The sequence below is a fragment of the Nocardia albiluteola genome (assembly GCF_018860155.1).
GTDB classification, from domain to species: domain Bacteria; phylum Actinomycetota; class Actinomycetes; order Mycobacteriales; family Mycobacteriaceae; genus Nocardia; species Nocardia albiluteola.
Window position 1 is genome coordinate 740,383 of record NZ_JAHKNI010000001.1, and the last position, 23,064, is coordinate 763,446.

At 68.8% G+C, this 23,064-nt stretch carries 1 protein-coding gene (only partly in view); it reads right to left on the minus strand.

Annotated features, from left to right (window positions below):
* Positions 1-23,064 carry the 3' end of a scabin-related ADP-ribosyltransferase gene (locus KO481_RS03520; protein ID WP_215915429.1) on the minus strand. Its footprint extends 35,613 nt past the window's final position, so 23,064 of the gene's 58,677 nt are visible here — the last part of the coding sequence; its start codon lies off the right edge, out of view; the stop codon is at positions 1-3.

Sequence of the window (23,064 nt, forward strand, 5' to 3'; positions counted from 1 at the left end):
TTAGGGGACGCCCGGGGCGACATCCGATGCCTCCGAGGAGGATTCGCCGAGCCCGCCGTCGGTTTCGGAGCCGTGTGCGGCAGGCTCGGCGGATTCGTGTTCTGCGCCGGGCTCTTCGAGGGACTGCGCGGGTTCGTTCGGCGGCTCCTCGGCCTGCTCGCCCTCCGCGAGGACTTCCTGCTCGTCGGGCGGCGCCTCAGCTGGGGCGTTGTCCGCGAGGGCTTCGCCGGGCGGTACCTCGGGGACGGGCGGCCGATAGTTGGGGTTGGGGATTGTTTGCTTGGTCTCGAGGTCGTAGACCTCGACGATGTCCGTATTGGGGATGGTCTCGGTGAAGGCGACCTCCTTCTCCCAGTTGAAGACGTACTTGTGTCTCTGCAGGGCAAAGGTTTTGGCGACGTCGATACCGGAGGTCGTGGAGCGGATCTTGTATTTGTAGCGGTAGTGCTTGTGCTTGTAGGTCGAGTCCAGCGACGTCGATACGAACTGTGATTTTCCGGTGGTGCTGACATGGCTGTGGATGGTTAGGGGATCGGCCGGGTTCTTGGGTGGAATGCCGGTGTTGAACGCCGTGTCCGGGCCGAGCTCGGTGGTGTGATAGACGATGGCGCCGGGTTCGGACTCGACGACCTGGCCCCGGTCCTCCGGCACGAGCAGGTCCTGGTTGACCTCCGGCGGCAGGTCGAACTCGTGCTGGGGGTGGTGGTCGGGCGAGGACTGCCGGGCGGGTGGCGCGGGGCGCGGGACGGCCGGGTCGGCGGGCAGGTATGGGGCCGCTACGTCGACGATCTGGGCCAGGTGGTGGTCCAGGACCCGGAATGGGCCGTCGTTGTTCATCGCGCCCATCACATCGTCGGGCTGCGCCTGCGCGTTCGGGCCGGTCGGGCGCAGCAGGCCGCGCGGGAGCCGGTACCCGTCCTGCGGACCGTACGTGTGCAGGATCTCGTGTTTGAACTTGTCCGGTGCCGCCCCGGCGAACCAGCGGAGCTGATTCATCGGCTCGTCCTGGCTCGGCAGCCCCGGCATGGCCTCCACCACCAGGTGCGCGGTGGCCGGGTCGTCGACGAACTCCACCCTCGACGACATCGTCGCGTCGGTGCCGGGCAGCGTCAGGCCGGACTCGTCGATGTCCCGATTGATGCCCCGGTTGGCGTCGGCCGCCTTCGAGATGATCTCGGCCAGCGTCGACTTCGTCGCTCCGGCACCGGGTTTCAGGTGGACGCGGAGCCGGAACTTCCATTCGTCCGGTGTGGTGTCGAGGTCGTATCGCACGATCTGCCGGGTGCCGCTGTGGGTGCCGCGGCCGATCGCGGGCTGCCCGTCCGGGGTGTCCGGCGGCCGTATGACGAAGGCGTCCTCGAGGGCGGGGTTCGACGCGTCGGCCCGTAGCGGCCGCCATCGCTCGGTGTCGATCGTGAACATCGGGGTATGGGTGCGCGTCGGGTTGGCGTCCGTGGTCACGATCATCGGATCGAGCGGATCGCCCTCGGGCGTCCATCGCGACGGATCCCGCATGTGCAGTTCGGCGAGCGACTCTGTGATCTCCGGCGCGGGACCCCGAAGTTGCCTGTCCGCGGGGATGTCCGGCATGTTCAGCGATATCAGCAACTCCTGCAGGCCGATCGGCGAGTTGCTCAGCGCGGGATCCAGCACCTGCCAGCCGGGCACGCCGAATTCGACCGTGTGCACGAGGATTCCGACGTACTGCCGGAGTGGCACCTGGCGCTGCGCCATGCCCGGAATCCGCGCGTTCACCCGCATGTCCGGGCCCGTGATGATGATCTTGCGGGGATGGGTGCCCAGGCGGGTCAGCGCCGAGGCGATTCGCTGCGCCCGTTCGGGCGATCCGACCTCGAGCGAGGACAACGGCAGGTCACCGGTCGGACCCTCGAACGTTCCGCGGTGCAGCGCGCGGATCCACTCGGTCGTCTTCTCCTCCTGGACCGGCGTCGGTGCGGCATCGGATGCCCAGGCCAGGAGCGTCGCGGGCGGCTCGGCGAAGACGTGGTCGATGTAGTCGTGCTCGCCGGGGAGCGCGTCGCGCAGGTCCGCGATCAGTTCGCGTCCGCCGGACGCCCGCCGGTAGGCACCCTGAACGGCCCACAGCCGCTGCGGATCCCGGTCCAGCCGCGTGACCAGCGCGAGCGCGGCGTCGGGTCGGCGGGAATCGACGTACTTCCACACCGCATTCGCGTAGTTTCGCACCTCCGGCAGATCCTCTGGGTGCTCGCCCGGCGGAACGTCGGTCCGGGGCGGGGTCAGGGCGGCGGGAGGCTCGGCATCGGGCGCCCAGCCCATCAGTCGCGCGATCCGGGACACCTGAGGGCTCGTCAACCGGTCCGCGCGGCGGGCCTGGCGCACCGCGTCGTCCAACCGCATGGCGCCGTCCGTCCGGTTCTCATAGCCCGCCTGGTAGGCGGCCTCCACGAAGGCGCTGTCGCGTTGCGCTGTCGCGTGGCGCAGATTGTCCAGCAGCGCACGGAAGTCGATCGGGCCGGTGCCGCCCAGGATCGTGGCGAGTTGCGAGGCGTATTCGTCGTCCGAGTCCGAGGCCCGGGTTCCCGCGATGAGGGCATCGAACCGGGTGCGCAGCTGCGTTCGCAGTTGCGCCAGGAGTCCGGGACTGTCCTCCAGCAATCCCACCCTCGCCGGGTTGCCCCTGAGCAGCGACCAGACGATGTCGAGGATCTCGTCCTCGTCGGGTGTTGTGCCCTCGGCCTCGTGGGTGCGGAGATAGTCGTCCACGGCATCGGAGACCTCGCCGCCGAGTTTCCGGCGCGCGATGATGTTCAGGTTTTCCAGCAGGCGCTTATCGCTGTCGTCGCTCGCCAGCGCCCGGTCGAGCTCCCGCAGTGTCTTCGAATGGTGTACCTGCTGATCTCGGTCGGGCGGTAGCAGCCGGCCCGGCGCCAGGGCCATCGCGTGCGCATCCGTGACGACCACGGTCGGATCGCGCAGATAGCCGCCGGGCCTCCACCGCTCCAGGATCCGGTCGTTGGCGACGTCCTCGGCGCGGCGTCTGCCGAAGGTGTCGGTGACGTCCTCGACCGGCCCCTCGAGGCGTTCCGCGGTATCGGCGTCGATGCGTATGGCCGCCAGCCACTCTCGCGCGGTCACCGGTTCGCGGGCGACCGACGGATCCCAGACCATCCAGTCGGCGTGACCGTCCTGGTCGCGGGTGTATACGAGATTGGCGACATGGTGGCGCCACGCGAGCCGATTGGTCCAGCCGTCCGGCAGGTGCTGCGTCATCAGGATGTCCTCGCCGTTGACGAGGATCTTGCGGGGCTGCGTGCCCAGCCGGATCAGTTCCAGCGTAACGTGATGCGCCATCTGGACGCACCCGGTGTCGATGTAGGCGTGGGGCAGCGGGTGGTCGCCGGTCCAGTGTTCGAAGCTCATGTTCCGGATGTGCTCGAACCATCCCAGTGCCGTATCCCACTCGACCGGCGCCGGCTCGCTGCCGGGATTCCAGGCCGTGGATTCCGCCGGTGGTTCGGCGAGTACGTGGTCGATGTAGTCCTTGTCGTCCGGTAGCGCGGTGTGCAGGTCCCGCGCCAGGTCGCGGCCGTCGGTCTGCGCCGTGTACGCGTCCCGTACCGCCCACAACCTGCGCGGGTTGCGGTCCAGCTGCTCCACCAGGGCCAGCACGCCTTCGGTGCTGGTGGCGGATCGAATCGCCTGGACGTAGTCGCGCACCTCCGGCAGATCCTCCGGCGCCTGGTTCGGTCGTGCCGCCGCGCGGGGCGGGGCGGGCGCGTCGGCGGGGAGCGTCTGCTTCGGCTGCCAGCCCATCAGCCGAGCCATCCGCTGTTCCTGGGCCGGGTGCAGCCGCTTCTGCTGTACCGCCTGCCGGACCGCATCCCGCAGCGGCCGGTCGTGCCCGGCCGCGAACGCTTCGTCGAGCGGGCGCGGGTCTCGCGCGGTGTTCGCGTGGCGCAGCAGCGTTAGGACACGGGCGAAGTCGATCGGTCCTTGCCCGGCCAGCATCGAGCCCAGCGTCTGCGCATACGGTCGCGCGGTGCCGGACAGGACCGGCTCGCCGGTTGTCGCGTCCGGCGAAACATCGTGTGCCTGTGGGGTTTCCGCGACCGACGCGGCCGGGTGCACCTGGTGGTTTCCGTGAACCGTGACAAGAGATGAGTCAACGTGCGGTATCGCGGATTTCGCCAGCGATTCGGGCGCGAACAGCTGAATCCGCGCCGGTTCGGCGTCGTTCTCGCCGGGGCGGCGCGTGGCGGCGAATGCCGAGATCGCCGTGCCGAGCCGGTCGGGTTCGCCGCGGCCGCGGAATATGCGGCCGAGCGACCAGGATGGCTCCGGCTGTTCCTGGGCCTCATGGTCGATCCATGCCACCGTCGCGTGATTCGGTTGTGTCGCAGCGGTGTGCGCGTGCCGCGTGGCAGCCTCGGTGATCACGTGGCCCGTCGAGTCGCTCGCGGTGTTCTGTGAGGCATGCCAGTGCACCGTCGCCGCGGTGTCCACGGGCCCGAATGCGATGGTCGCGCCGGCGCGACGGCCGGGCGTGGCCTGGTGGAAGGAGAGTAGACGCACGGGGGGTGTGTCGATGCCGTTGTGCCGGGCGGCGATTGCGGCCTCGAGTTCCGCGGCGTGCAGGTCGGCCAGCGTAGTTTTCAGGTTCTGCGACTGCCGCAGATCGTCCGGCGTCGGGTCGGTAGCGGCGGCCAGGCGGGCGATCTCCAGCTGGATATGCCTGCGGTTCAAGATATCTCGCACATCGGCGGGGATGCCCTCGCCGTTGCGCAGTCCCGGGTGGTCGGTGAGCAGGGTTGCCTGGTACCCGGGTGATATCTGCTCGAAATGCAGTGCGTCCCACCATGAACGGCCGTGCTCGTGCCACCACGCCGCCCGTTGCGGTGCGGTGAAGCCCGCGTCGTCGAACCCCCGCGGCGCCTGCGGGACGCTCATGCGGTCGTGCGGTCCGGTCGGAGTCGGGAGCGCGTAGAGCTGGTCCTTCAGGTCCGGCTGGAGCTGTTCGGCGGCAAGGCCTTCGCGCCAGCGGTTCAGCTCGGCCCGTCGTCGTTCCAGGCTGTCGCGTTCGGCCCGCACGGCCTCGCGGGAAGATGATGCGCCGAGTGCGCTCTCCTGGCGGGCCAGCGCCTGGTCGGCGGCGTCGAGCAGGATCTGGCGGTGGGTGACCTCGGTGCGCTGGCGGTCGAGTTCGTCGGACCGCTCACGCGGCTGGTCGTTGAAGGCGCGCCGGACGAATCTGTCGCTGACCGCGAGACCCTGGCGCCGCAGCCAATCCAGCGCGTAATCGTTGACCTCCGGGCGTGGCAGGAAGTGTCCGCTGGTGTCGGTCATCGCGACCAGCAGGCCGTCGCGGACCTCGATCTCGCCGGCCGCGGTCACCCACGGGCCGCGCAGGAACGACGAGTGGTGCAGTCCGTCGATTTCGGGTTCGGAGGCATAGAGGTTGCCGAATTCGTCCATAACGAACATGGCCAGGCCGTCGCCGTCGCGGCGGGTGGAGGTGATCTGCCTGGTGTCGAACAGCCGGCCGTCGGCGGCCCGGTAGAGCCTGCCGTCCTCGCCGATGAAGAGCCGATGGGCCTCGAGTTCCTCGGCGTCCATGCGCCGCACCGGGGTGGGAGCCACCGGGCGGCGACCCTTTTTCTTGCCGGGGACGGTGTCGACGCCGGTCTCGATCGGGATGACGGGTCCGTCCTCGCCGATGTACTTCTTCTGCAGTGTCGCACCGCTGAGCAGCGGGGTGTGCGTGGTGGACAGCACCCGGTCCCGCGGCGGTGGAATCCGATCGCGGGGCACTCGCGCGAGGGGGGAGCTGAGCCGGGTGGACATGCCGAGCTGACCTGAGGCCATGAACAGGCCCCCGACGTGGGTGAGGCCGATCTCGTAGTCGCCCTTCGCCGTGCCGCGCAGGAACACCAAAGGTTTGGTCGGTTTGCCGATGATCTCGGTGGTCCGTCCATCCGGGTGCGTGAATACCACGTTCCTGCCGAATGCCTCACCGGCCAGCTGCAGCAGGTTGGTAGTGGCGGTCGCGTCCGAGGGGATGTGCGGTGTCGACGGATCGTTAGGGGCCAGCAGGCCTCTCCGGTATGCCAGCTGCCGGTCGAATTCCTGTCGTCGCGCCTGCTCCCGATCCCATTCCGGGTCGTCGATCGCCCCGTTCCGGCGGTCGTAGTCCGGGCGCCTGCGTCGGCGTTGTTCTTCTCGCTCGGTCCCGCCCAGGAACGAGTCGAGGCGTTGGCGGATGTCCGGCTCGGTCAGGTTCCAGATTCGGGTCATCGCGGCGAACAGCGGATCCCGATCGGCGGCGACCGGCTCCCAGCGGTCCGGCACGCGAGAGCGCGAGGGCGGGGCGGGCTCGTGGGGATGGGCGTCGGCGGGTACGTCGGTCGGTGCGCCGATGCGGATGTCGGCCGGGAATTCGGGGATCGTCTCGCCGGAGGCACGGGTGGGACGGGCGGTCGCGCCGGTGGGATCGTAGAGGACGGCGTGGACGCTCGCCGTCGGGCGTTGGCCGGGCACCGTGTGGGCGGGATCGGCCGCGTCGTCGACGACGATGGTGTTGTCCCGGTTGATCATTCGGTAGGCGTGCGCGCCGATGCCGTTCGTGCCGACGGCCGGGTGCACGCCGACGACCAGGGCCTGCGCCCCGGGGCCGAGACGTCGGAGTTGTTCGGCGATGCGGTCGTGGTCGGAGTATCCGAGGAGTTCGCCGCCCGCAGCCTGTTCGGCCTCCTGCCTCGAACGGCCGGGGAGTTCGGCGGCCTGCTGTGGTATCTCGATCGGGGCGCCGGGCAGATCGTGGGCGATCGCGGTGAGCGCGTCGACGACGCAGTCGGGTGGGGTCTCGGCGGTGTCCTGCCGCGCGGTGGAATGCGCCGGGGCCGTGGCGGTGACGTGTGCGGCGCTGCCGTCGATCCGGACGGTGTCCGCATGCGCGGGGTGCACCGGGCGCGCCTCCCCGTCGGTGGCATGAATGTCATCGGCGCCTTCCGGAGTGTTTCCGTAGAAGTGCGGGTTGGGAACAAAACTTTCCTTCTTGATGGCCGTTCTGGCTCCCCTCCTGCCCCACCCGACTATTTCTACCTTGTAGGCGCCGACAATGAAGCGCTTATCAATACCGCCCGGAAAAGTGATTTCACTTTGATGGCCACTGAAACCCTCGCTCGCCGCGATATCGAAACCGCCGGGGGCGCTGATTGCGTACACCCATTTTCCGGCCCAGCGGAAACCCGGCCGGAACGGGCTCGCCGTGGTGGTCGAAATGAAGGTGGTCGCGCCCCTGCCGAGCGTCATATGATCGCTGAGGTCGAATCCGCCGTCGTAGACGGGAACGGGGCTCATGAGGTACGGCTCGAAACCGCGCTCGTGGATCTCCTCCGGCCCTCGGCTATCGTATCGGAACATGTAGTTTTCCGGATTTTGCCAGTCCAGTTCATTTCGCCATACCGGCCGACATCCCTGCGCCGTTATCTTCGTGAGATCGATCGGCACGATCGCCGTCGGCAGGTCCGGCAGAATGGATTCGATCTCGACGGTTCGCCGCTCTCCCGACGGGGCGATCGCGAGGGTATGCCGGTTCTGGACGGGCGGAATGGTGAAGACCTGACTCGGCGATTCGGCGGGTGTGATCGTGACTCGCTGCGGGAATACCGATTTTCTGAAGATGGCCTTGACCGGCAGTGAGTCGGGCTCGATCACGGTGGTCTGCTTGGTTGCCGAGGGGCCGAACCTCTGGATGTTATGAGTCGGCGGCCGAGCGGCGGCCTGCTCGGTCGACTGGCCGGCGCCTCCGACACGCGCCTCGGCGATGTGTTCGGGGGTGCTGTCGACGATGCCGTGCAGGACCGTGATTCCGTCGGGGTCTCGGGTGATGTGGGTGATGTGGTAGTCGGGGTGTCGGGGGAGCAGGATTTCCAGTTGCACCGGGACGCTGCCGTCTTGGCCGATGTAGGCGCCTCGGGTGCCGGGGGGAAGCGTGAGGGCCAGGCGGAAGGGCTCCTGGACGAATCCGGGGGCGACATCGGCGCCTAGGGTCAGGGACAGGAAGGCGCGTTCGTGCTGGGGGACGCCGATGACGGCGGAGAGGTCGCCGCCCTGATATCTGGTGCCCTGTCCGTCGATGGCCAGGAAGTTCATGTTCCGGAAACTGCGGACCGCGACGATGGGCTCGGTCAGCGGTAGCGGGGTCGAGGTGGCCTGGTCGAGTACGTCGATGTGACGGGGGATGGTGTCGGGCCCGTAGGGCTCGCCGAGGAACCCGCGATAGATCCCGTCCACGTCGTGGAAATACTGGGCCTGGACTTGGATTTGGTTCCAGGCGGTGCCCGGGTGTGGTCCGTTCAGGTCGGGCAGGGCCTGGTCGAGCAGCGCCAGGTGTCGTTGCTGGCTGCGGGTGCCCTGGTAGTTAGAGGTCAGGTCGTTGCGCTGCTGGACGAGGTCGGCGGCGGTCGGCACGGTGTTGCCGGGGCCGGTGAGTGCTTGGACGAGTTCGGCGCTGCGGCGGGATCGGTGGTAGAGGTCGGCGTGCTCCTGGGCGGTCATGGTGCCCTGCGGGTTGCGCCGCAGCATCGAGTTGACGAACGCTCCCTGCTCCCACGCCAGCAGCGCGGCGCGTTCGTGGGCGGGGCGCTCGTCCCAGTCGCGCAGGCCGAAGAAGCCGAAGTTGGCGCCCGCGACGTTGTCGGGGAAACGGCGCACGCCGTCGGGGCCGATGACGCCCTGGTTGGTGACGTCGTGACGGGGGCTGGTCAGCAGTTCGATCGGGTGGCCGTCGGGGGTGTAGAAGATCGCCTCGGTCTTGGCGAGATCTCGCAGCGGCCGCGGCGGGTAGCCGTGCTCGACACCTTGTCCGCGGTCCACGACGGTGATGTCGTCGTTGTCGTTGACCATCAGATAGGTGTGTGCGCCGACGCCGTGCTGGTCCCGGCTGGTGTAGGTGTCGAACACCATAGCGATGTGGCCGGGACCGAGTTCATCGAGAATGTCGGCGACGGTGAGGTGGTCGTCGTAGCGCCGTGGGCGTGCTCCGGCGGCATAGACGACCCGGCTGCGGGTGACGCCGGAGAGGGGCGTGGGCTCGTCGATCGTCTTGACCACGGGGCTGTGGGTGCGGGTCTTGAGTTCGGCCAGCGTCAAGGGGGCACATTGGTTGAGGTGTTCGACGTCCGTGGTCTCCGCCGGGCTGGCGCCGATGCGTTCCTCCGGCGCGGGGCGGGAGACCGGTGCGTGAGATGTGCTGCCGTCGGAGGCCGGTGGGGAGGCGTGCGCGGGTGTGGTTCGCGGCGGCTGCTCACCGAAGGCGTTTCTCGCGGGATGCACCGGCGTGGGGGAACCTGTACCCGGCCGGTCGCCGGGGGCGGTGTCGGACGTGCCCCGATGTCCGGTCGGCGGGGTCGTCGTGCCGGTGCGCGGCCGGGTCGGGTCCCTCGTTCCGGCGGACGCGTCGGGCGTCTGCGATCGGCTCCCGCCGGAGGTGCCCGCGTCCGTCTCCCGATGCGGGGAGCCCGATCGGTCGCGGTCGGGGGACCGTCGCTGCGGCGGTTCGGGGCTCTCGGCCGGTTCCGGGGATTCGGGGCGGCGGCCGCCGGGCGGCAGGACACGGGCGTCGAGGGTGACCATGCCGGTCGACGGGTCCCGGGTTACGCCGGTGATGTGGTAGCGGGTGCCGCGCGGCAGCAGGAGTTCGGCGACATTCGGTATGACCCTGTCGTGTCCGAGCAGTCCGACCCAGAGGCCGTGGGCCCCGACGGGCACGGTGAGATTGAGCCGGTAGTTGTATCGAAGGCCGCCCGGAATGGCGATTGGGTCGCGGCTGACCGAGGTCGACAGGTAGCCGCGCTCCTCTTGCACCGTTCCCACGAGCCGGGACGGGTCGCCGTTCCCCAGGGGGTCCCCGTTCCGGTCGCGCAGGAATCCGATGCTATCCAGGCCGCGCACGACACGGACATCCTCGGTGAGCGGCAGCGGCCGCTCGGTCGCCTCGTCGAGGAGTTCGATCTCGTGGTCGAGGGCGTCGAGGCTCGGTGTGGTGCCGAAATAGCGCTGGAAGTGGGTCGTGACGGCGATATTGAAGTCGGCGTCGGTGAGTATCTGGTGCAGCACGCCCTCCGGGCGCGGGCTGTCGAAGATCGCGCGGAGCACCAGGCTGGTCCGGGTGCGGCGGACGGGGTCCTGGATCGTCGCGGGTAGGGCGTCCTCGCCGGCCCCACGGAACGGCGTCAGATCGGCCATCGACGGCCGCTCGGATCCGGTCAGTTCCGACAGCAGGTCCAGGGCGGCGGCCTGGTGGCGGAATCGATCGAGATACTGCTGCATCTGCTGTTCGCCGCGCCGGAGCAGGATATTGGCGATCGGCATCTGGTCGTAGGCGAATATCGCGTTCTGCTGCGGCGCGGTGAGCTCGGGCCAGTTGTTCAGAACGGTCTCGCCGAAGTTCAAACCCGCTGCGTCGGTATCGAATACCCGGACGCCGTCCCCGCCGACATGTCCGATGCCGGCCTGCTCCAGGCCGGTCGGCACCGATCGGCCGGTGACGGTAGCCGGCTGTACCGCGGTGGGGCGGGGAGACACGGTGGGGCTGGGGCCGGGCGGCGGGGCGGTGGCCGGTTCGGCCGATGGGGGTGGGGCGGTCCGGGGGCGCGGTTGCTGGGACGCGGCGGTCGGTACGTCCGCGGCGGGAATCGAGCCTGCGAACAAACTACCGTTCTGCGGGGCGGTGGTTCCGACGTCGTAGCTGCCGTCATCGTTGCGCCGGAGGAACAGGATCGGTTGGCCGGGGTTGGTCAGGATCTGACCCTGTATCCGGTCACCATGCATGACAACGACATTCGTACGCGTGATGTTCGCGGCGGCGAAGAGCGTGAAGTCGATGGCGTGGCGTCCGGCCACATGGGTGTCGGTGGCGGTTCCGGCGCGCAGCGCATCGATCACCCGCTGAGCCTGGTCGGCGCGCATCCGGGACTGCGTGTTCTCGAACTGAGCGGCATGTTGGCGAACGTCGGCGGCACTGGCCGGGGTGGTGCCCTGCATGAGCCGGTGGACCCCGGCGCGATGGACGGACTGTGCGGCGTCGAAGACATCGGAGCCGATGCGCTCGACGAAGCGGCTCGAGCCCGGCGCGAGGTTGGCACGGCGATGGGCATTCAGATCGGTCTCCAGGCGACCGGCCACGTGGGTGCGAAGCTGGCTCGGGTTGGCGTTGTGCACGGCGGCCAGCGTCGTGGTCACCGGGTCCTGGCCGGCGGTGTGGACGCGGCGCCAATGGGGCGGGCCCGGGTGGGTGATATCGACGGAGAACGGTGTCCGGCTCTGGGACAGGCGGTTGATGAAGTCGGCCCGGGTGACGGTGATCGTGTCGGTCGCCGCGCTCCCCGGTGGGCGGAGCGCGACGTTGCCGTCCGCCATCAGGGCGGCCTGGCCGCCCGAGAACCGGAATTGCGTGCCGGTGAGGAAGTCGTTGCGTTGCTGCAGCCGTTGTGCCAGAGCGGTATTGGTCAATTGCTCGTCGGGCCCGGGGCGGGCGGCGCCCGGCATGCGGACCACGATCGAGGTGAGTTCGCCGTTCTCGACGAGTCCGCCCACGAACTCCCGGGCTTCCTGCAGGCTGTACGACGGCCTGTCGTGGACGGAGAGGTCGTTGGACTGGTCGCGCCTGGTGTACCCGTCCTCGGTCGCCGTCAGCCGAACTATTCCGCGGGGCGAGAAACCATAGATTCGAGTGCCGGGTCGGTATATGCCGCCGGTGAAGGACCGGCGGAAGACCTCGGGCTCGAATACGCCGACCCTCTCGCCCTGTGGGCCGGTCTCCTGGAAGGAGGGGAGCGCCGGGGCATCGTCCGACGCCGTCGAGGAGGTCTCGTCGTTGTCGCTCTCGTTGTCACTGTCACTGTCGCTGTCGTGTGCAGCCGGTTCGGTCCGCGGGGTCTGCTGCTGATCGCCGGATTCGGTGGTGTTCGTTGTGCCGCTGGGGTGTTCACCGGGCGGGGTGTGCTGGGTTGTATCGGGGGTCGGGGTCTGCTGCTGATCGCCGGATTCGGTGGTGTTCGTTGTGCCGCTGGGGCGTTCACCGGATGGGGTGTGCTGGGTTGTACGGGAGGTTGGGATCTGCTGCTGATCACCGGATCCGGCAGTGTCCGTGGTCCCGGTGTGACGGCTGCCGAATGGGGCGAGCGGGGTCGGATTGGGTGTGCGGATATCGGTGATGGCGGGGTCGGTGAGGAGGTCGTCGATGGTGAGGGTGACGGGATTATCTGTGGCGTCGCGCAATTCGCCGTCGGAGGCCGCGTCGGCGGGCGGCAGCCAGAGGTAACGGGCGCCCGTGCGGTCGCCGAACGCGATGACCCGATCGGTGGCGTCGGGGGTCTGGGTGAGGGACTCGGAGGTGTGCCGCAGGGGGTCGGGGCCGAGGAGGTCGGCGAGTTCGTCCCAGTTCCTGGCGGGCGGGTGTATCCGGGGCACGGCGAGGTAGAAGTGGTCCTCGTGGAGCAGGACCGCGGCGTCGGCGGACGCGAAGGTCTCCGGCCCGAGGATCGTGTCGGCGGCCCCGCCGTGCAGGGTGGTCCGGAGGCTGACCAGGAGGTTCCGGCGGTCGAGGACGGGAGCGCTGGCGGTGGGGACGAGATGGCTGATCGCGTTCTCCCAGATACCGAGGGTGCGAATGTCCTCGACCTGCTGGTTGAAGGCGGCTCGGAGTCGGCCGTTGCGGCGCGCCTGGATCAGTGCCCTGACTTCGCGACGATCGAGGTTGCGGAAGGCCCGTCCGGTGGACGTGCGTTCGGCGGCGGCGACGATCGATTCGAACTGTTCGAAATAGTCGTCGGCGTTGGCGACGAACTCGTCGGCGACCTGGTCGCGAAGGTCGCGGATGCGATCGTGGAGTTCGCGGAGTGTGGCGGGCGGATCGTTGCGGTGGATGATGCGTTCGAGGGTGGAGAAGTAGCAGTCGCCGTCGAGGGGCATGGATTCCCAGACGTGGCCCGCCGGCGGGGCGACGTCCCTGATCGAGTCGTATCGGGGGCCGCGCTGCCGCACGTTGGCGGCGGGTTGCCGGGCGGGCGGGGGCGGCAGCTCGTCGTCGGAAAGATGGGCCGACTCGTCGTCCCGGGGGATGCGGCGGGTGGTGCCGGTGGACCCGACGGAGCTCGCGGGCGAGGTGCTCTTCCCCTTGCCCTTGGGCGATGTCGTCGTTTCGGCGTCGGCCGCGCCCGCCGGTGCGGGTGTGGACTTGGATGCGGGCACGACGGTCTCGGCGGACCCGTCGGACGACGGGGGTCGGTAGATGTCCGCGGGCGGGGTGGGGGGCTTGTCCACCGAGAGGTCCCGGTGCTCGGCCTCGTCGTCCGAATCCTCGTCCGAGGCTTCGCCGTCCTGCTTCAGGGCATCGAGCATGTCCTGCTGCCATTGCTTCACCCGGTCGTCGGCGCCGGGCTGCTGCTTCGTGCGACGGAGTTGTTCGACCGTGTCCTCGGCGGGGGTTTCCTCCGTAGACACGGGACGGCTCGGGTCGGTGACCGGTTTCCCGGCGGTGTCGGCCGGTTTGTGCAGGACGGTCTCGACGCTGCCCGCGGACGACGAGGCGCGTGGCTTGGGCGCGATTGGCGCGGGGTCTTCGTCCTCGCTCTCGCTCTCGTCGACGACCTTCGGCTTGGGCTTGGGTTTCGGTGTGACAGGGGAGGTTTCGTCGTCCGAGTCCGAGTTAGAGTCCGAGTCCGAGTCGTCGGCCTTTGCTGTAGCTTTCGCTTTGGCCGCGTCGGTGCCCGTCTTGGCCTTGGGCTTCGGTGTGACGGGCGCGGCCTCCTCGTCCGAGTCCGACAAGTCCGAGTCCGAATCTTCGTTCTTCGCCGTCGCTTTCGCCTTAGCTGCTGCCTCTGCCTCTGCGTCTGCGTCTGCCTTGGCTTTATCGGCCTTGGCCCTGGCCTCAGCGTCTGCCTTGGCCCTGGCCTCGGCGTCGGCCTTCGCCTTGGCTGCTGCCTCGGCGTCTGCCTTGGCCTTATCGGCTTTGGCCTTGTCCGCCTTGGCCTTATCAGCCTTGGCCTCGGCGTCCGCCTTCGCCTTGGCCGCCGTATCGTCCGCCGTCTTGGGTTTGGTTTCGGGCGCCTTGGGTTTGGCTGGGTCGCTGACCGGCTTCGGAGTCTTCGGCGCGGGCGCCTCCCGATCGGGCTCGGGGAAGTCGGGGGACAGCGGGAGGTTGTCCTCGGTCGTGCGCAGGACCACGTCGCCGGAGACCCAGACGGTGCCCCTGGGTCCGGTGACCCGCAGCAGCGCGACCGCGCGCACGCGATGCCCGACCGCGCCCTCGCCGTCGGCGTTCAAAGCCGGCGTGCCCCAGCGCAACAGGTTGCGCCGGACGCTGGCGAGGTTCGCGGTGCTGCCGTGCCCGGCGACCTGGCCGCCGAGCGGGATGGTGGGGGTGCCGCGGTGGTCGCCGTCCTCGGTGTAGGGCGAGTTGAGCCCGAAGGTCGGGTTGATCGCGATCGTGTTGTCGGCGTGGGTCTGCACGCTGCTGTTGGTGAACTCGAAGCGGTCGATCGCGATGGTCGAGCTGGTCTGCTCGATACGCGGCGAGTGCAGCGTGAGCTGGACCGAGGTCTCGGTGACCCGGGCGCCGCGTGGATGCCGTTGCGGGGTCGGCAGATCGGTGGTGTCATCCAGGTTCAGGAACGGGGCGGTGCTCTCCGGGCCCAGGGGGGTGTCCGCGCCGCTCTCGGCCAGCGTGGTCAGGCGCACGCCCATGCCCTCGAAGCTGCGGGTCTGGTTGTTGTCGCGCAGCGAGGGGTCCACGGCCAGCAGCGCCCGGCCGAACTCGGGCAGGCCCTCGAAGTCGTAGATCGCGATCGGTCGCGTGGGCCGCCACACCGGCCCGGTGAGCAGATTCTGTGCGTGCTGCGCATCGGGCGATCGCATGTCGACGGCGACGCTGCCGGGCGGGGGCGGCGGGACCGGGATGGTGGGGTCGGTGCGATAGGTGTCCGGCCTGGTGTGGGAGGGACCGAGATCGGGCTCGGACTCGCTGTCGGAACTCGCGTCGGAAGTGTCGTCGAAGACTTCGGACGGATCGGATTCCGAACCCGTATCCGACTCGGACTCGGCGGGTGCGTTGGCGCTGTGCAAACGGAAGCGCGACAACGAGTTCAAGGTATCGCGCTCGGTGTGGACGGGCGGCTCCGGCAGCTCGTCGGGATCCAGTTCCGGCAGGACGTTCATGTACCGCCCGGCCCGCACGAGCAATTTCCCGGCCGCGGAGAGGGGGGCGCCGGCCGCGGTGCCGATCTTGTCCAGCACGTAGGTCGACAGCGACTCGGTCCAGGGGCGCCAGTTGACCTCGACCGAATGCAGTGTGCGGAACTGGAATTCGACGCCGTCGTTGCTGCGCTCCCAGGCGCGGCGATCGCTGCTGGTGGTGAGGGAATCGCTGTGGGTGCCCGTGCGCTGAATGTTGATGGTCGCCGAGGGCCGCTCGCCGTTGTCCTGCCCTGTCGGGTTGAAGCTCAGCTGGTGCCCGCTGGAGCGGCTCGTGCCGGTGCTGGTGCCCAGGGCGTGGCCGAACACGTTGTCCAGGGCCGCGGTGGCGGGGACCACTTTGCCGCGCACGTCCTTGAGCTGGACGTCGGGGTGGGGCTTGACGTTGAAATTGATCTCGATCAGGCGCGGACCCCACACCGGATGGCGGTGGACGAAATGGATCGAGGTCTTGCCCTTGGAGCCGGCGTTGGGGAGGGTGCGGGTGCCGAAGCTGGTGGTCTGCTGGTTGATGCGCTGCAGCGGGCCGGGGCGGTAGTTGGCCGATTCGACCTGGGTGGCGCCGGGGGCCAACCGCTCCACCAGTTCTCGGACGGTGTTCTCGTAGGCATCGCGGCCGTCCTCGAATTCGACCTCGGTGGCGGCGCCGAAATCGATCAGGTTCTCCTTGTCGGGGTTCTTCTTGTCGAAGAACGCCGTGGACAGCTTGCGGTTCGCGGGCTGCTCCTCGGCGATCTTGGCAGTGATGCCGCGCGCGGTGTAGGCCCGCTGAACCTGTTCCAGCAGATCGGGATTGGCGTGCAGGTCGTTGTCGGTCAGGAAGATCTCCATGGCCTCCGGCGCGTCGACCATGCGGGAGCGACTGTCGCGCAGGTGCATGCCGCGGGCGAGCTTCCCGGGGACCAGGGCGGTGGCGACGTTGCGGGTGCCCGACTTCACCGTGACCAGGTAGTGCCCCCGCGCGCGGAGCCGGTGGACATTGCCGCCGTAATCCGAGGTGACCCTGAGGGTATCGGTCGTATCTGAGTTGGTGATGTGCGTCGCGGTGGACCGGTTGTGCTGGTACGAGCCGATCGGATTGAAGCTGTGATCGGCCTTCTCGCCGTAGCGGCCGCCGAGGCTGCCGCTGGTCTGGTGTCCGTGCTGATCGGTCTCGGTCTGCGACGAGGCGTTGCTCGATTCCAGCCAGTGCTCGGTGTCGATCGCCGCCGGATCCAGCACCTCCACGTCGTCGAGATAGCCCTTGATCTCGACGGTGTAATCGGTACCGGCGAGCGAGCCGGGGGTTTCGACCTCGAACTTGTAGGAGTCGCGGAAGATCAGCGGCGCATAGGAACTCATGTGATGCGTCGACAGGGAGGTCTGCACGATGGAGTGGCCCATCGACTCCGGATTCGCGGTTGGCTCGCCGAAGTTGGTGCGCCACACCCACTTACCGGCACCGGTGCCCTGATCGACCACCCAGTGTGCCGCGCCCTTCGCGAGGGCCTTGCCGATGTCGGCCCAGCCCGCGTCGGAAGCGCCGTCGCTGGCGCGGTCGCTGTGCAGGGAGGGGCCCGACGACGACGAGTCGGTGCCGCTGTCCGGGGAATTGCTGCGGGTGACCGCGGGGAACTCCGGCGGGGCGATGTCGTGCTCCTCGCCCCCAGGGCTGGTGAGGACGATTCTGGGGCCGGCCGGATCCTCGGTACCGGTGGTAGTGGTGGGGCGCGGCCGGTTCCGGGGCGGCCGCATGGCGAAGGAGCCCGCGGGATCCTCGTTCTCGGTCAGGTCGGCGTCGTCCTGGTCGGAATCGTCGCTCGCCGAGTCGGTCCTGGCGGCCGCGGCCTCCAGTTCGCTGTGCCGGATGAGGTCGTTCACGACCTTGATGAGCGTCTTGCTCGGGTTGTGGCGGGCCACCACGGCGGACAGCGGGAGTTTCAGCACCCCGTCCTCGAGCGAGCTGCCGAGGCCGGGTACCGCGAGGCGCTGGATGTCCCGGTCGGTGGCGTCGTTCGGGTCGATATCGCGGACGGTGGGTGGCGGCGGTGGCGGCGTATTGCGCTTCTCGGTGGTGGTGAGATACGTCGGGACGGCCAGGTGCAGGGTGCCCGCATCGTGTATCGGGGCGGGGTTGTCGCCGTGGCTGTGGTCGATGTTCATCCACAGATCGGTCGGCACGGTGAAGATCTGATTGCCGGGCTGGGTGCTCTTCGGGCCGGGGCTGAAGGTGTAGTTCTCCTCGCCGAAGCCCGTGTCGTACTCGCTGCTCGACGTGTGGCTGCTCGAATAGGTATAGGACGGAGCGAAACTCGACAGGCCCTCGCTGTGCGGCTCGCTGAACGGATTGGTCACCGAGCCGCTGGCGCCGAGGTTCCACGCGCGCGGCGTCTTCGAGTCCGACTCGCCGCCGGGCATGACCGCGCCCGTGTAGTTCATCGTCTGGATCTGCGGGAGCGTCCAATCGTGGGAGACGCCCTGGTGCGGATCCTTCTCCGAGGCGTAGCGGCGCAGGGCCAGGAGGCTGACGGTGATGCGCTGATTACCGGTCGGGGTGGGCTTGACGAAGGTGATCTCGGTGCCGCCGGTGATCTTCCCGTCGTCGTCGATCTCGCCCTGGACCATCTCGTCCGCGGTCGACAGCAGGCCCATCCGGCTGCGGAGCTGCTCGAGCTTGCGGACATTGTTCAGCCGCTGCGTGTCGGTGGCGTTCTGCGTCGCGGAATCCAGCAGGCCCGGCGTGTCGACCCGGGGCGGGAGGAACCCCTCGGTGTGCAGGACGTGCTCGAGCCGGGCGAACATTCTCGGCGGGACCTTGACCTGCAGCGGGGTGGTCATCAACCCGAGATCCTTCAGGTGCAGGAGCTCGGAGGGCAGGTACCGCCGCTCGGTGGGCGCGTGGCCCATGGCGCTTTTCGGCGGCACCAGCATGTTGACTGGATAGTCGTTCCCACCGGACAGCGGCGTCCTGGCCCGTGGTCCGACGGCCCGCCCGTCCGGGCGCACGAACGTCACCCGCAGCCTCATGGTGGGTGTGGTGTGCAGCAGATCGTGGACCAGGCGCAGGGCGCGCGAGGTGTAGGCCCGGCCGCCGTAGTTCAGTGAATGGGAGTTCTGATGGGACATCCCGAAGCGGAAGGGGTTGATCGTCCCGCCGACCGGTGCGTAGCCGGTCTCCTTGTCGGCCTTACCCTTTCCAAAACCGAAGGTGGGCCCGAGGGAGCCGCCGAGCGAGCTGGTGACCGTGCTGCTGTTCTGGGTGCGCAACGACCGCAGCACATTCGACTCGAGCCGGGAACCACCCTTCATGGTCGGCCCGGTGAGGGTGTCCCCGCCGTTGAAGTCGACGATCTCGAACTGGAAGTGCCCCAGCGCCTTACCGGAATTCGTGTACAGGGTCGGCGAGGCCACCGAACCGCCGTGCATCATCGGGATGTTGCTGCGGAAATTGCCCTCGCTCATGAATTCGCGCAGCGCCTCCACCGAGGCCCCGGAGGCGCCCCGGATGCGCCTGCGGAACCCGGCCATCAGATCGGCGAAAATCCGGTCGTGGTGCGGGATGTCGAGCACACCCTGGAGTGGTACCTCCTCGAGGGAGATATGCGGTTCCGGGTCGGCCGGGTCGCGGTGGAACCCGGGGGGAACGGTGGCCGGATCGTCCTCGTCGACCGTCGGCAGCTCGGTGGCCTCGGCCATGTACTTCGGGAACCAGGCCCGTACATGGTCCGGCACGGCCGCGGCGCCGGGCGCGGGGCGCGGCGTGTGCCCGCCGATGTAGAGCCAGCGATCGTTCAGTACGCGCGGCGACAGCACATCGTCCGGGTCGTTGACCCGTAGCTCCCACTCCATCTCGTAGTCGAAGGGCAGCGAGGGGCCGGTGCTGCGCTTCTTGACGATCGACTGCACCGTCGAGAAGACGCTCGAGGCGGTCGACAACTGCTGGTGGGTCAGGTTGCCCTGCAGCCCCACGCCCGCCGTGAGGAACTTGCCCTTGTCCACACTCCGCTGGTAGGCGTACGCATACGACAGGGACCGCTGGTTGCGGGCGCTGGCGGTATCGCCGACCTCGGACACGCCGTACGACCACCGCTGCAGGCTCACCGGCAGATCGTCGCCCACCCGCTCGATGGGCTCGGCGGACGGTCCGCGCAGGTTCAGGTTCAGGCGCACCGAGATCGGATACTGCCGCCCACGGTATTTCACGTTCAGGGGCAGGCCCGATTCGCTCAGCAGGCTGGCCCATTCCCCGGAGGTCATGCGCGAGGTCAGCTTCTTCTCGACCTCGGCGCGGAACTTCGGGTCCGGGCCCCGGGTGCGTTCCAGCCTGGTGATGACCTGATTGCGCAGCCACCGGATCGTCGACTCCGGAATCGGCTCGATGTGCAGCAGGTCCTTGGTGCCGTCGCGCTGGGTGCCGAATTCCCGGACCGGGGGGATGAAATCGCTTGTTGCACCTGAGGATACGGTGGACTTGCTGCCCGACCGGCGATGCCCGGAGTCGCTGTCGACAGGCGACTTCGGCTTCGCCGAATCCTTCGCCGAGGAGGCGGTGGACCGGGACGACCTGCTGTCGGTGCGGGCATGGCCCGACGGGTCGGCCTTGCGCTTGCCCCGCCGTTTGCTCGATTGCGGATCCGCGGTGGGATCGTCCGAATCCTCGACGCTGTCGGAGAATTCCGGCTCGACGTCCGAGGGATGATCGTCCTTCTGGGTCTCCAGGACCGGCGGCGTGCTGGCCCTGGACACCTCGGTCTGCCGGGAGTCCCTGGAGAGCCTGGAGTCCACGGACAGCCTGGACGCCCTGGAGCTTGCCCGGGGCCTGCCCGGCGTCTTCGGGTCGGATCCGCGCGTCGGTGACTCGGTGCTGCGCCTGGGTGATTCGGGACTCAGCGCGGACGGATCGGTCGGGCGCCTGGGTGATTCGGGTTCCAGATCGGGCGAGCCGGATTTCGGTGTGGACGAATCGGACTGGCCCGCAGTCGAATCCGTCGGTATCGTCGGGCGGGAAGCGTCGTCCTCGATCGTCCTGCGACGGCCCTCGGGATCCTCCACGGAGATCGTCGGCGAGTCGATATCGCTGTCTCCGTACAGCGCGTCGAGGTACAGGCTTTCATCGTCGGAGGACAGGATGTCCGCGTGCCGATCCTCGGGCCGGTCCCCGCGCTCGATGGCCGGATCCAGGGTGAGTTCGCCGGTGGCGGGGAAGGTCCGTTGCTGGTCCCCGTCGAAGCTGTACTCCTCATCGTCCGAGTCGCTGTGGTCGCGGAGGTAGGCCTCGTTCAGCTCGCGTTGCAGCCGGGCCGCCTCGGCCCGCACCGCGTCCGATGTCTCCGGATTCGCGGTGCGGTCCGTTGTTTCGTTGTCGCCGTGGCGCTCCAGGGAGAGCAGCCGCTCGATCTCGGCCCTCGGGATGTGGGTCAGCGCCTCCAGCCCGGCGTCCTCGATCCCGGCGAAATCGACCGAATCGAAGGCCCGGTGCAGCCGGTTCAGCAGGTCCTGTGATTCGGGGTCGTCGGTGTATTCCCTACCGGCGCCGAATCTCTCGGCCGCCTCGGCCAGGAGCGTGTACGGATCGTCGGCGTCGTGGTAGACGGACTCGGACTCGGTGTCCGTATCCTCGTGCAGTTCGCTTCGGGGGATCGGTTGTGTGTTGTCGTAGGTGGCCCGGAAGGCCGCGCGGTCGCTGATCCGGATCGGATCGGTGGGTCCCTCGGGGGAGGGGGCGTAGTAGAGATCGGTGGCGGGCTCCCAGTAGTGGGGGCGGCCGTCCTCGTCGATGAAGTACCGGAACCGATCGCTGAACTCGGGACCGGCGGTGGGCTGCGCGGGGGCGGCGGGAGCCGATTCGCCGCGGGTGGATGCGGATTCGGTGGCCGGGATGACGGTGCGTGCGTCGTCGTCCGATTCGTCGCTGTAGTCCTCGTCGTCGGCGTCCTCGTCGCTGTCGTGGTCGTCGCTCTCGTCCGATTCGTCTCGGGTAGGCGTGGTTTCGGCTGCTTGCGCCGAATTCGAGAGCGCGCCGATGCGGGTGCCCGACGGGAATTCGGGGACGTCTTCGCCGCGGAGACGGACGGGGCGCGCGATCTTGCCGGTGGGGGTGTAGAGGATGGCGTGGACGCTGGCGGCGGTGCGTTGTCCGGGGAGGGTGTGGGTGGGGTCGGCGGCGTCGTGGACGACGACGAGGCCGTCCTCGTCGACGAACATGCGGTACGCGTGCGCGCCGACGCCGTTCGCGTTGGGGGTGTTGTGTACGGCGACGACCAGCGCCTGTGCCCCGGGGCCGAGGAGGTCGAGTTGCCGGGCGATGCGGTGGATGTCGGGGTAGCCGCGGAGCTTCCCGCCGGCGGCCTTCTCGAGTTCCCGCCTCGTGCGGCCCGGCAGGGCCGAGGAACGTTTCGGCAGCCGGATCGCGGAGCTCTTGGTGTCACTCTTGATGCCGGTGAGCGCGTCGACGACGCAGTCGGTTCCGGCGTCGGTGTGAGGCAGTTCCGTTGCGCGCGTTGAGTTTGTGACGGTCGCGTGCGCGGTGGCGCCGTCGTGGGCGGTGCTCGGGTCGCGTCGCGGGGTGGAAGTTGTTGTGCTGCTGTGTGGTCGGAGAACTGATAGCCGGAAGATGTTGCGGCTGCGGCCGGTTGCTGTGGGCCGCGGGGTCGTCCGGGGAGTTCCGGCAGTCGAATCGGGGGTTGTCTCACGGCCTCGCAGGCGGTCGACCAGGCGCCGCAGGCGTGCGCGCACGCCACCGGAGGTGCCACGGGTGTGGGTGACCCCGCCATCCCAGGTCCGCGGCGCTAGGCGCGGGATGTCCTCGAACGTGCGGGGTGCGGTGCCGTCGCTCGGCCGGGTTTGCGATGTGGAGGCGGCGTCGGTGCTGCTCGAGTCCTCGGATGTCGCCGGTTCGGTCGGCCGGATTTGATCGCGGGGGCCGAGCGGCGCGGTGGGGTCGGCGATGCGCGAGGTATCGGTAACCAGGGGGAAGGATCGCTGTGTCGCCTGGCGCCGCGTCGGCAGATTGTCCGCCCAGCGCACTCTCGGGCCCGGTCCGCGCGTCGATTCTGTGTGGCTGCCGCTCGGTACGAGCGGCAGCTGGGGCTGGTTCTGCGATTCGGCGGTGTGAGCCGGTTCGTGGTCCTCCTGGCTGTAGATCGATTCGTCGCTGTCGTCGCGGCGCAGTTCGGCCAGGATCGCGTTCAGAGTGAGAGGTTGGTTCTCCGTGCCGGTTTCGGTGATGTGCGGGGCTTGGACATCGGTCAGGTCGGAGTGCGGGACGTCGGTCCCATGCGGGGCGGCGACGGCCGGTTCGCTCGATGCGGCCGGTTTCATGCCGTCGGTGCTGTAGACCGATTCGCTGTCGGCGGATGCGTCGTCGTAGAAGGACGTCTCGTGGTACCGGAGGGGCGCCAACCGGGGGGTGCCGGTCGGCGAGGAGGTTCCGGTGCCACGACGCGGGGGTTGGGTACCGAAGACCTCCTGGACCTCGAACCCGTCATCGTGCTGCGCGAGCTGTTGCGGACGTCCGGTTGTCGGCGGGGGAAGTTCCCGATCGTCGTCGGTGTCGTAGACCGGCTCGCCGTAGGGCGACTCGTCGTCGTGGAAGGCCGGTGGGCGGTTGCGCCGGGACGTGCCGATGGGCGAGGGGGCATCGCCCAGCGGCCGCGGTTCGAACGGCGGGGACAGGGCTTCGTCGCCCATGTCGAACTGGTCGACGTGCCCGGTCGTCGGCGAGACGGGCTCGTCGTCCGACGTGTCGTCGAACTGTTCGATGTGCTCGGGCGGCCGGATCTGCGGCGATACGAGTTCGGCGGCCGGTGTGGTCTGCTCGCCCTCCTCGGTGCTGTGGACCGATTGCCCGTC